Raw genomic sequence first — 12,053 nt, 5'->3', positions numbered from 1 at the left:
CCCCCACGGTCACGTTCCCACCGTCCGTCCCGGGCGTTTCCCGAGCATCGGAACCGGGGCGGCCGGGGACGCCCGCGCAACGCCCTAAGACCGGTGATCAAGAGGCGGTCCGGCCGGAGGCCGGGTCGGGGGTGGGGGATCGTCCAGGGCGGGCAGGCAGACCCGGTCGCGGCCGGACTGCTTGGCCCGGTACAGCGCCAGGTCGGCGGCGGCCAGCAGTTCGATCAGGTCATGGCCGTGGGTGCGCAGCAGGGAGACGCCCACCGAGATGGTCACCCCGACCGTGCCCTCCTCGGCCGGGACGGTGAGCCGGCGCACCCGGCTGCGCAGCCGCTCGGCCACCCGGCACGCCTCCACGATGTCGGCGCCCGGCAGCAGGACCACGAACTCCTCTCCCCCGAACCGGCCGACCACGTCGTAGTCGCGCAGCTGGCCGCACAACGTGGTGGCGACCCCGGCCAGCACCTGGTCGCCGACCAGGTGACCGTGGGTGTCGTTGACCCGCTTGAAGTGGTCGATGTCGATCAGCAGCAGGGCCAGCGGCTCGTTGGTGCGCTCGGCCCGCGCCAGCTCGGTGCCGGCCTCGCGCTGCCAGGCGGCGGCGTTCAGCAGGCCGGTCTTGGCGTCGGTGCGGGCGGCGGCCTGCAGCTGCTGGTGCATCAGGCTGCGCTGCAGCAGCACCACCGGCGGCAGCGCCAGCGCCAGCAGCGTCAGCGACAGCGCGCTGATGATGGCCACGATGACGCCCACGCACAGGTCCACCACGTCCAGCAGCAGGGTCTCGCGCGTCCACAGCACATCCCGCCACCGGCCCTTGGGGTCGGCGGCGTGCGCCGCGACCGCCACCAGCGCGGTGTTGATCACGGTGAACAGCACCGCGCAGCCCACCGCGACGGGCACCCCGGGGTAGACCTCCACCACCCACGTCGGAGGGCTCTGCAGCGGGTCGGGCACCACCCGGTGAAAGAGCGTGGAGGCGCACACCCCGGCCAGCCCGAACGCCGAGGCCACCAGCACCCGCCGGTACAGCAGGGTGCGCCGCACCCTGATCTGCAGCAACGCCTGCATCGGGATCGGGATCAGCAGCGCGTACACCGGCGGCAGCAGCAGCGCCACCGGCAGCCACCAGGCCGACAGCAGGTCCCGGGCCACGCCGGCGGGCATGCCCAGCCGCCGGGAGACCTCGATGCACACCGCGCCGCAGGCCAGCAGCGCCCCGAACGTGCACAGGTCCACCGCCTGGAAATCCGTCCGGACGATGCCGTCGACGGTCAGCGTCAGATACAGCGCGACGACCGCGACCACGTAGACCGCCAGCAGCGAGGGCCGCACCAGCCGACTGCCGAACCCGCCCGCCAGATTTCCCCGGTCCTCGGCGGACGACTGCACTGCCGTCATCCTTCCCCCTAATGCATCACGTTGTGTAACACGATAGTTGCAACGTGTGCGCCATGGGAACGAATCCGCCACGTTCGTCAAGACAACCGCGGCCAGTGCCCCGCAAAACCCTGCCCAAGGGTAAGGAAGCTGCTACCAAGAGTTGACTTCTTGTATCACGCCAAGCCCTTCAATCAGCGAAACCACATGCGTTTTCCCGTGCGCGGCCCTACACCCCGGCCCGCACTCCCGCGGAGCCCGCCCGCCTCCCGGTCGCACGCCTCTGCGGGCCGGCGGCCGAACAGTCCCGGCCGACGGGGCGGAGAAACCGGCGCGGCCGCCCAGTGACGGCGCGTCCCCGGCCGAGGCCGGAGCGGCGGCGCCGGGAAGCCCTCGGTGCAGCGAGCGGAATGTTTCATCTGGCTGCAGCAACATTCACGCGGGCCTTTGGCTTTTCCCGGCGATTCGGCGTCCCGGAAGGCGGCAACAGGCCGGGGCCGGAACAAAGTCCCTGGTGAGGGCACAGGCGAGATGCCACCGAGCGCACAGGGGACCACACCTCGTACACGCTCGCCGGCCGCATCCTCAGGGGATGCCACCGAGTGCACAGGGGACCACAGGCTCACAGCCGGCCGCGGGGAAGAGATCTCCACCGGATCGGCCCGGGGCCGACCGTGAGCTTGGCAGCGGGCCCGCACGACAGCAGACACCGCCCGCCGGTCAAAGACCACGCGCCCCGTCCTACCGGCAGCATGCCCAGGGGCAGAAGGGCATCCGCGCCTCCCCGCCCGAGGCCCCGTCGTCCCGTTCGCGCCGCTCCCGATCGATCTGCGTGAACGGGGCGATGCGTCCGGCCCTGCCGGCATGCCGGGCGGGACGGCGGCTCCCCGAAAGCCGCGTGCCCTCTGGGATGCGGGTGCCTCGGTCTTCGGCCGGTCCCGCGGGAGGGCCGGGACGGGGTGGAGGGCTCTCGGGTCGGGGGCATGGTGCGCGAGCTCAGGCGGCTGCGGTGCGCAGGTCGAACGGGTCACCGCCGGGGTCGGCGGGGGTGACGTCGCCGTAGTGGCCGGTCTCCTCATCTCGGCCGGGGAGAGGCGGTGCGGCGGGAACGGGGGCGGAGTGGTCGGCGGAGTCGGCGGGATCGTCGGTCATGGACCACTGGTCGGTGAGTTCGCGGGCCTCCTGGCGGTCCTGCTCGGTCATGAGGCCGCGTTGGATGCGGCGGAAGCTGGCGCTGCCGCGGCTGAGGTCGTGGCCGACGGTGGTGGCCTCGATCTCGGCGGAAAAGCGCAGCCGGCCGTCCTTGACGTACTCGCGGATGCGCAGCCGGCCGGTGACCACCACCGGTTCGCCGCGTTTCATGTCGCTGGCGTTGACGTTCTCGGCCAGCGCCCGCCAGCAGTTGACGGTCAGGAACATCGACTCCTGGTCCTGCCATTGGCCGGTCTGCCGGTCGAAGCGGCGCGGGGTGCAGCCGACCCGCATGGCCAGGAAGGGGGTGCCGTTGGCGGTCATGGTGAAGAAGGGGTCCTGGGCCAGCCAGCCGATGACGGTGACGTGCGCCTCGTTCACTGGGGTCCTCCACGTTCGCGTGCCGGGTGCGGCGTGAGGTGCCGCACACCGACCACGGTCACCGAGAGGCGCCCCCGGCCGGAACCCTCGGGGAGGAATGTGGATAACCGTCCGCGGCCGGTCACTTCCGGGAGGCGTTCAGCAGCCGCTCGGCCTCGGCGCGGAAGCCGGCGTAGGCCCTCAGCTCGTCGGCGATCGGATAGAGGACCTTCTCCTCCGCGACCTCGGCGATGCGCTCACGCATGTGCGCCTCCATCCGCTCCCCGTGTCTGGCCGACGACAGCGCCACCACGTTGCGGCAGGCCGAGGACGTGAGCGCCCCCATGCCCAGCACACAGGCCAGCAGGACGGTGACGTACGGGATCAGTCCGGCGTCGCCGATCAGGCCGGGCGGATCGTCGCTGACGCCCAGCACCCCGTACAGCAGCAACAGCAGGATCCACAGCAGGGTGGCCCCGGTGACCAGGACCAGGAAGTACTGCCAGGTCTTGACCAGCCACCACCAGCGCGGCACCTGGTTGAAGACCGGCAGCGCGCCCTTGAGGGCCTCCCCGAGGGCCTCGGGCAGCTCGGCGGCCCGGGATCGGGAGGCGGCCCGCACCGAGTGGGCCCACTCCGGCGGCAGCTCCCTGGTGACCTCGTCGGTGAGGCCGTGCAGGGCGTAGTCCACATCGCCCTGCTGGGCGCCGACCGGCCCGGTGAAGGCGCCGCGCAGCTCCTCGCGCAGCTCGGTCAGCCGCATCTTGCGCAGCGGGTCGCTGCGCAGCCGGGAGACCATGCGGGCGATCGGCCAGCCCACATAGTCCACCGCGCGCAGCTCATAGGCGCTCTCCATGGCCTCGGCGACGGCCGGGGCGCCGGCGGCGTCGGCGAGGGCGTCCACCAGCTCGGCGGCGCGGCGCTCGTCCAGCATGGTGGGCGGCTCGGCGGCCGAGTAGTGCTCGGCGAAGCGGGCGGCCAGCCGGTCGATGTCGGCCACCAGCCGCTGCGCGCGGGCGCGGCGGGCGGCGACGGTCTCCACCAGCACCCGGCGGAAGGCGTCCACGCCGCCCTCGGTCACCGTGGAGGTGGTGACGATGCGCGGGTCGGCCAGCCCTTCGGCCTCCAGCAGCCGGCGCAGGTCCGACACGCACTCGTCGACCTCCGACGGCTGCAGCCGGTCGATCTGGTTGAGCACCACCAAGGTGACGTCGGCGTGCCGGGCGAAGGGGACGATGTAGTTGCGGTGCAGCGCGGCGTCGGCGTACTTTTGCGGGTCCACCACCCACACCAGCAGGTCGGCGACGGTGACGAACCGGTCGACCTCGGCGCGGTGCACCTCGGCGATGGAGTCGTGGTCGGGCAGGTCGATCAGCACCAGCCCCTGCAGCGAACCGGACTCCTCCCCCTGCGGGTCGTCCGGCCCCAGCGCGCCGGCGCGGGCGTAACGGTGCCGCTTGTCCACCTGCAGCCAGTCCAGCAGCGGCCCGGCCCCGCTGAGGCCCCACACGCAGGCATGCGCCTTGGAGGTCATCGGGCGGCGCATGCCGGTGGGCGACAGGTTCAGCCCGCAGACGGCGTTGAACAGGGACGACTTGCCGCTGCCGGTACCGCCGGCCAAGGTGACGACGGTGTGCTCGCCCGACAGGCGCAGCCGCTCCCCGGCGCGGGTGAGCAGTGCGCTGGCGTCCGACAGCAGCACGGGGTCGATCCGGCCGGTGCCCAGGTCGACCAGCCGCTGCAGAGCGTCCAGCCTGGCCGTCAGGCTCAGTTCGGAGGGTTCGTCCGCCTGCCCGGCGGACTGCTCCACGGTGACCGCCGGGGTGGGGGTCGTGGTCATCTGGTTCAACTGCCGACCTCTGGGTAGTCCGGGGCCGCCGCGACGGGCGGGAGGGGGGCCGGGCGGCGACCGGGGGCGGCCGCGCGACCGGCCGGCACCGTCATCGGGCGACCTCTAGGTTATAGGTGGCCTGGTAGAGCTGGACGGCGGCGGACTCGTCGGGGATGCCGGCCGCATCCAGCACCTGGCCGTAACGGATGGCCTCCTCATCGAAGATCATTCCGATGCGGCTGCGCAGGTCGGCGCGGGCCTTGGCGCCCATGCCGCGCAGCGACTCGGCGCCGAACAGCGCCTTGAGCAGCCGCTGGGGCACCGCGCTGGTTCCGCCCTCCACCGCCACGTCGGTGGTGCCGTAGCCCAGCAGCCCGATCATCAAGACGATGGACAGCGCCTCCTCGTCGAAGGTGACCCGCTTGGCCACGCTGCGCTTGGTGACGCCCTCGGTGCGGACCAGCTCCAGCACATGGTCCTGCCAGGAGCTGACCGCCCGGCTGACCCGCCGGGGCAGTTCCGGCGAGACGCCCGACAGGCCGGCCGCCGGCCCGGCCAGGATCTGCCGGCCGGCCGGATGGGCCCGCCAGCGGGCCAGCACCTCCTCCCCGGCCTGCTCGGCGGCGGAGATGATCAGCGACTCCAGCCCCGAGCGCAGCGCGGCTTTCAGCGCGCTCTGGCGGGCCGGGCTGCGGCGCCGCCGGTGGCTCTTGCGCACCATCAGCGGGCGGTTGCGCTGAACCTGCAGCGAGCGCAGCAGGTCGCCGGTGCCGGCGAAGTCCTGCCAGCGGGCCAGCACCTCCCCGCGCAGCAGCGAGCCGTTGCGGGTGGCCTCGTCCAGCTCGGCCATCGCGGCGGCGAAGGCGGCCTCGACCTCCTCGCGCAGCATGGTGCGCACCTCGACCTGGGCCTCGACCTGCTTGGCCAGCTCGGGCACGCGCACCCGGAAGCTGTCGAGGACGCCGCCGAAGGTGTCGCGGATGACCTTGGAGCGACGTTCGATGTTCTCGCTCAGCTCCACCAGCCAGGAGCGGATGTCCGCCACCGTCTCCTCGGGCAGCCGGCTGTCTTCGATGCGGGTCTCGGGGATGGTGAAGCGGGGGGCGTCACCGACCCCGTGCTCTTGCAGCATCTGCTCGAAGTGCTCGACGACCTCCGAGCCGGCGCCCTGGGGGACGCGCGAGAGCACCACCCCGATGGTGGTGCCCTGCTCGCGGGCGCGCTGCAGCATCTGCCAGACCTGGGCGTCGGCGTAGCGGGCGGCGGTGGTGACGCACAGCCACAGGTCGGCCACCGACATCAGTTTGGTGGCGAACTCGAAGTGGTCTTCGAAGACCGAGTCGAAGTCGGGGCTGTCCAGCAGCGCCAGCCCTTCGGGGAGCTTGTCGCTGCTGATGATGACCAACTGGTCACCTGCGATGGCGTCCGGGGCCGGGCCCGGCACCCGGCCCATGTCGGGCAGCAGCGGGCCCTTGAGGAACCACTCGGCGTGGTCGGGGTGGCACACCAGGATCGGGCTGCTGGTGGTAGGACGCAGCACGCCGGTGGCGCTGACCCTGGCCCCCACCAGGGTGTTGACCAACGTGGACTTGCCGGCCCCGGTGGAGCCGCCGAGCACCACCAGCATCGGCGCGCTCTTGCCCCTGATCCGCGGCAGCACATAGTCGTCCAGCTGGCTTTTGATCTCCAGCTGGGCGGCCCTGGCCTCCTCGACCCCCGGCATGTCCAGCACGAACCGGACCTCGCTGACCTGGTCGCGCAGCTGGGTCAGCACCCGCGCCAGGTCGACCTCCCGCGAGGGGTCGGCGGTGACGCCCACCAGCCGGCCGTCGGCGTCCAGCCCGGCCGGGCCGCCGGCGGCGCCCTCCTCCTTCTCCTGCGGCGCGGAAGGGGTGTTCTCAGGGGAGTCGGCGGCCTTGGGGACGACCGCCTCCTCGGAGTTCCGGCCGTCGTGAACCGCGCTCTGATCTGCTGGGGGTGTCACGGCGCCCGTCCCAAATCTCCATGCTGATCTGCCGGGGATGCCACGGAGCCCGCTTCGCCGGCCAGGTAGTCCGCTCGTATCATGTCGATCTCTCGCGCCACATCCACCACGTCGCCCACGACCACGATCGCCGGTGGCCGCACACCGGCGGCCGCCATCTCCTCCACCACCGTCCCGAGCGTGGCCGTAAGAGCCCGCTGATCCGGAAGCGTACCGTCCTGGACGACGGCGACGGGCGTATCAGGCGACCGACCATAGCGCATCAGGGCATTGGCGATACGTCCCATTCTTTCCACCGCCATCAGCAGCACCAAAGTACCCTGCGAACGGCCCAGCGCCTCCCAATCCACGGTCGATGCCGGGTGCGCCGGGTCCACGTGCGCCGACACCACGTGGAACTCCTGACTGACGCCGCGGTGAGTGACCGGGATGCCCGCCGCCGCCGGCACCGCGACCGCGCTGGTGACGCCCGGGACCACGGTGACCGGGATGCCGTGCCTGGCGCAGTGCAGCACCTCCTCCGCCCCGCGGCCGAAGACGAACGGGTCGCCGCCCTTCAGCCGCACCACGAACTTGCCCGCCCTGGCGTGCTCGACCAGATAGTCGTTGATTTTCTCCTGGGTGACGGTACGACCGTAAGGGATCTTGGCCGCGTCGATCACCTCGACGTCAGAGGGCAGCTCATCCAGCAGCAGCCGGGGCGCCAGCCGATCGGTGATCACCACATCGGCCTGCGCCAGCAGCTGCCGGCCGCGCACGGTGATCAAACCGGGGTCGCCGGGCCCGCCGCCGACCAGGGCCACCCCCACCGGCTTGCGCCGCGAGTGCCGCGCCTCCAGCGTGGCGTCGCGCAGCCCGTCGACGATGGCGTCGCGGATGCCGGCGGCCCGGCGCGGGTCGCCGCCGGCCAGCACGCCGACGGTGGTCTCCCCCACCTGCCCGGAGGCCGGGGTCCAGGCCGCCGACGCCTGGGCGTCGTCGGCCCGCACGCACCAGATCCGCGCCCGCTCGGCCTCGGCGGCCACCGCCGCGTTCACCTTGGGGTCGTCGCTGACCGCCTGCACCAGCCAGGCCCCCTCCAGGTCACCGGTCCGGTAAGGGCGGCGCAGCCAGGTCAGCCGGCCGTCGGCGATCAGGCCGTCCAGGGAGGGGGTGACCTCCGGGGCCACCAGCACCACCTCGGCCCCGGCCGCCAGCAGCGCCGGGACGCGGCGCTGGGCGACCCGGCCGCCGCCGACGACGACGACACGTCGCCCGCTCAGTCTCAGGCCAAGCAGGTAGGGCGGCACGGTGCTCTCTCGATCGGGACGGTCTGGACGGGTGGGGTAAGAGGGGACGGTCATGTCTGTTTGTCGCCCAAAGGTACTCGGGTTGCAGGGGTCTTGGAGAGGGGTCGGCCTCAGTCGATAGCTGAGCGTGACACTCGCCCGGGAGGGCTGCCGCTCTTGTCGCTGACGCCCGCGGAGTCGAAGGTGGCGACCTCGTGCAGCACGCGCACCGCCCCCTGCACCAGCGGAAGCGCCAGCAGCGCGCCGGTGCCCTCGCCGAGCCGCAGGTGGAGATCGACCAGCGGACGCAACCCCAGGTGTTCCACCGTAGCGGTGTGCCCCGGCTCGGCCGATCGATGCCCGGCCACACAGGCGGCCATCGCCTGCGGGCACAGCGCCGCGGCCACCAGCGCCGCCGCCCCCGCGATCACCCCGTCCAGCACCACCGGCACCCGGGCGGCCGCACCGCCGAGGATGAACCCGGCCAGCGCCGCGTGCTCCAGCCCGCCGACCGCCGCCAGCACCCGCAGCGGGTCGCTGACCGGAGCGCCGTCCGGTGTGGACGCGGGCGAGCCCGCCGATGCCGCTGCGCCCTGCGGAGGCCCGGCCGCGGCCGGCGAGGTGCGGCCGTCTCCGGGTTTCCGCGCGGCCTGGGCGAGCAGGCCGTGGCGGGTCAGGGCGGTGCGGACCACGTCGATCTTGTGCCGGTGGGTGGCGTCGTCGATGCCGGTGCCGCGGCCGGTGACGCGCTCGGGAGGCAGGCCGGTGAAGGCGGCGATCAGGGCGGCCGAAGCGGTGGTGTTGGCGATGCCCATGTCGCCGGTGAGCAGGCAGCGGTGGCCCGCGGCGACCAGCTCCCCGGCCACCTCGATGCCGACCCGCAGGGCCCGCCGGGCCTGGTCGGCGGTCATGGCGGGGGCCCGGGTCATGTCGGCGGTGCCGGGGGCGACCTTGCGCACCAGCAGGCCCGGGGCGTCCTCCAGCGGGGCGGCCACCCCCACGTCCACGACGGTGACCTGCGCGCCGACCTGGGCGGCGAAGGCGTTGACCACGGCGCCGCCGGCCAGGAAGTTGGCCACCATCTGGGCGGTGACCTCCTGCGGCCAGGGGGACACGCCCTGGGCGTGCACGCCGTGGTCGGCGGCGAAGATCGCCACGGCGGCGGGCTCGGGAAGCGGGGGCGGGCAGCGTCCGGCCAGCCCGGCGAGGCGGACCGACAGCTCCTCCAGCACCCCCAGGGAACCCGGCGGCTTGGTCAGCCGCGACTGCAGGTCGCGGGCCTGGGCCATGGCGGCCTCGTCCAGCGGGCCGATGGCGGCGATCGTCTGCTCGATCAGGTCCACGGCGTCCTCCTCGCGGGGTCGGGGGTCAGCTCAGCAGGTCGTCGAGCGCTTTCAGCAGGGCGTCGTCGGCGGCGCGGTCCCGGACGGCGATGCGCAGCCAGTCGGGGCCCAGGCCGGGGAAGGTGTCGCCGCGCCGCACGGCGAAACCGCGCCGGCGCAGCCGCTCGCGCAGCTCCATCGCGCCGGGGGTGTGGACGCACAGGAAGGACGCCCGCGCCCCGGGCACGGGGGTCAGGCCGCGCCGGGCCAGCTCCCCGGCCAGCCGGTCCCGTTCGACGGCCAGCCGCCGCGCCCACTCCTCCGCCTCGGCCAGGGCGTGCGGCCGGCAGCACGCCTCGATCGCCGCCAGGGCGGGGGTGGAGACCGCCCACAGCGGCTGGACCCGTGCCAGGGCGTCGATCAGCGGCGGCTCGGCCAGCACGTAGCCGGCGCGCAGCCCGGCCAGGCCCCAGGTCTTGGTGAGGCTGCGCAGCACCACCACCCCGGGGACGGCGGCGCCGGCCAGGCTCTCGGGTTCGCCGGGCACGCAGTCCATGAACGCCTCGTCCACCACGACCGTGCGGCCGGGACGGGCCAGCGCGGTCAGTGCGGCGGCCGGGTGCAGCACCGAGGTGGGATTGGTGGGGTTGCCGATCACGACCAGGTCGGCGTCGGCGGGGACGCGGGCGGGGTCGAAGGTGAAGTCCCCCTCCAGCAGCAGGCGTTCGACGCGGTGCCCGGCCGCCCGCAGCGCCGCCTCCGGTTCGGTGAACTGGGGGTGGACCACGACCGCGCGGCGCGGCCTGACCGCCCGGGCCAGCAGCACGAACGCCTCGGCGGCCCCGGCGGTCAGCAGCACCTCTTCGGTGCGCCGGCCGTGCCGGCGCGCCACTGCGCGGCGGGCCCGCCCGGGGTCGGGGTAGGCGGCCAGGTTCGCCATCGCGGCGGCGATGTGCTCGGCCAGCCAGGCGGGCGGGGTGCCGGGGCGCACGTTGACCGCGAAGTCGGCCAGCCCGTCGCCGAGTTCGCGGTCGCCGTGGTGGCCGAGGTCGATGCCGTCGTCGAGGCGCCGGTCAGCGCGCATCGCCGCCCCCCGTTTCCGGGCACCGCACAGCGGGCCGGCCGCCCGTCTGCCCCGGCGCCTGATGCCAGTGCCCGTGCCCGTGGCCGTGGGCGGGGTCGTCGGGGTGATGGTGCGGGGTCTGGGGGGCGCCGACGCGGTCTTCGAAGCCGGGCAGGGCGATGCGGTAGACGCAGGTGTCGCAGTTCATCCGGATGTCGCCGGCCAGCGCCTCGGCGTAGCGCTCGGCCACCAGGTCGGCCAGCCCGTCGCAGTCGCCGATCACCTCGGCGCAGCGCACGTCCAGCTCCGGGTGGCCGGCGGCGTACCGGCGGGCCTGCGCGGCCACCCGGTCCGGCAGGACGCCGGGGAACAGGAAGTACGGCAGCACCACGATGCGGCGGGCGCCCAGCCGGCGGCAGCGTTCCAGCCCTTCGGGGACGCCGGGGGCGGCCAGCGAGACGAAGGCGGTCTCCACCGTGCTCAGCCCCGGGCCCTGGCCGGGGCCGCCGGCGCCGCGGCCCTCCCAGAACAGGCGGGCGACCTTGTGCACCTCGGCGTTGGCGTCCGGGTCGGTGGAGCCGCGCCCGACCAGCAGCACCGCGGTGCCGCCGCCGGGCGGGCAGACCGCGCGCAGCCGCTCCTCCAGCAGCTCCAGCAGGATCGGATGCGGCCCCAGCGGGCGGCCGTACACATAAGACAGGCCGGGGCGGCGCACCTGCTCGCGGGCCATCGCGGCGGGGATGTCGCCCTTGCCGTGCCCGGCGGCCGCCAGGACGAGCGGGACGGCGGCGATCCGGCGGTGCCCCCGCTCGTGCAGCTCGGCCACGGCCTCGGTCAGCGGCGGCGGGGACAGCTCGATGAACCCGCCGGCCACATCGACGGGCATCCGGCGGCGCATGCGCTCGACGAACGCGGTGAACTCGGCCACGCCCTGCGCGTCGCGCGTGCCGTGCCCGACCAGCAGCAGCGGCGGTTTCGAGGGGTTTTCCATGCTCTGCCTTACGCCTGGTAGTACAGCAGCGCGTTGAGAGCGGCGGCGGCCACGGCCGATCCGCCTTTTTCGGAGACGTTGGACAGCTGGGGCAGGCCGCTGTCGCGCAGCGCCTGCTTGGCCTCGGCGGCGCCCACGAACCCCACCGGCAGCCCGATCACCAGGGCGGGCCGCACGTTCAGCTTGATGATCTCCTCCAGCGCGGTGGGGGCGCAGCCGACCACCCACACCGCGCCCGGCCCGACCTCGGCATAAGCCAGGCGGATCGCGGCGGCGGCGCGGGTGATGCCGGCGGCCCGGGCCATCCGCGCCGCGGCCGGGTCGCCGATCATGCACAGGGTGCGGCGGGCGGTGATCCCGGCGGCGACCATCTCGGCGTCCACCACCACCGGCGCCCCGGCCCGCAGCGCCGCAAGGCCCCGCCGCAGGTGGGACTCGTCGGTGACCAGGTCGACGGCGTACTCCAGGTCGGCGCTGGCGTGGATGACCCGCTCGGCCACCGCCCGCCACAGCGGCGGCATCGGCGACAGGTCGACCCGGGACCGCAGGATCTCAAAGGACCGCTCCTCGATCGGGTGGGGGCGGCGTTCCTGCGACGGCGGCTCGGCCTCCGGATGCCCCACGGTACCGGTCTGTTCGGTCATGTGCTCGCTCGTGCTCATCGTT

9 protein-coding genes are annotated in these 12,053 nt (G+C 73.8%); all 9 read right to left on the bottom strand.

What is annotated here, in order from left to right:
* Positions 1 to 84: 84 nt before the first annotated feature.
* Positions 85 to 1,398 (bottom strand): sensor domain-containing diguanylate cyclase, encoded by a 1,314-nt coding sequence (locus BUE48_RS06585; protein WP_012851695.1) that lies wholly within the window; start codon positions 1,396 to 1,398, stop codon positions 85 to 87.
* Between the two features lie 975 nt (positions 1,399 to 2,373).
* On the bottom strand, positions 2,374 to 2,949 hold the full coding sequence (gene ssb / locus BUE48_RS06580; protein WP_286989330.1) for a single-stranded DNA-binding protein: 576 nt from the start codon (positions 2,947 to 2,949) through the stop codon (positions 2,374 to 2,376).
* Between the two features lie 121 nt (positions 2,950 to 3,070).
* Positions 3,071 to 4,768 (bottom strand): GTPase family protein, encoded by a 1,698-nt coding sequence (locus BUE48_RS06575; protein ID WP_041439361.1) that lies wholly within the window; start codon positions 4,766 to 4,768, stop codon positions 3,071 to 3,073.
* A 100-nt stretch (positions 4,769 to 4,868) separates the two neighbouring features.
* Positions 4,869 to 6,743 (bottom strand): AAA family ATPase, encoded by a 1,875-nt coding sequence (locus BUE48_RS06570; RefSeq protein WP_245536999.1) that lies wholly within the window; start codon positions 6,741 to 6,743, stop codon positions 4,869 to 4,871.
* Positions 6,740 to 8,086, bottom strand: a complete 1,347-nt coding sequence (cobA, locus tag BUE48_RS06565) for a uroporphyrinogen-III C-methyltransferase (RefSeq protein ID WP_012851690.1) — start codon at positions 8,084 to 8,086, stop codon at positions 6,740 to 6,742. The genes BUE48_RS06570 and cobA overlap by 4 nt, the downstream gene beginning before the upstream one ends.
* A 56-nt stretch (positions 8,087 to 8,142) precedes the next feature.
* Positions 8,143 to 9,354, bottom strand: a complete 1,212-nt coding sequence (locus BUE48_RS06560) for a nicotinate-nucleotide--dimethylbenzimidazole phosphoribosyltransferase (protein WP_286989326.1) — start codon at positions 9,352 to 9,354, stop codon at positions 8,143 to 8,145.
* 25 nt (positions 9,355 to 9,379) lie between these two features.
* Positions 9,380 to 10,417, bottom strand: a complete 1,038-nt coding sequence (gene cobC, locus BUE48_RS06555; protein ID WP_286989325.1) for an Rv2231c family histidinol phosphate aminotransferase CobC — start codon at positions 10,415 to 10,417, stop codon at positions 9,380 to 9,382.
* Positions 10,407 to 11,387: a sirohydrochlorin chelatase gene (locus tag BUE48_RS06550; RefSeq protein ID WP_012851687.1), complete on the bottom strand. Its 981-nt coding sequence runs from the start codon at positions 11,385 to 11,387 to the stop codon at positions 10,407 to 10,409. The genes cobC and BUE48_RS06550 overlap by 11 nt, the downstream gene beginning before the upstream one ends.
* Before the next feature lie 8 nt (positions 11,388 to 11,395).
* Positions 11,396 to 12,049, bottom strand: a complete 654-nt coding sequence (locus BUE48_RS06545; RefSeq protein WP_286989324.1) for a precorrin-8X methylmutase — start codon at positions 12,047 to 12,049, stop codon at positions 11,396 to 11,398.
* Between the last annotated feature and the right edge of the window lie 4 nt (positions 12,050 to 12,053).

Origin of the sequence: Thermomonospora sp. CIF 1 (genome assembly GCF_001896795.1) — a bacterium.
GTDB classification, from domain to species: Bacteria; Actinomycetota; Actinomycetes; order Streptosporangiales; family Streptosporangiaceae; genus Thermomonospora; species Thermomonospora curvata.
Note: the sequence above shows the minus strand (reverse complement) of the source record. Positions and strands in the feature narration are given on the sequence as shown.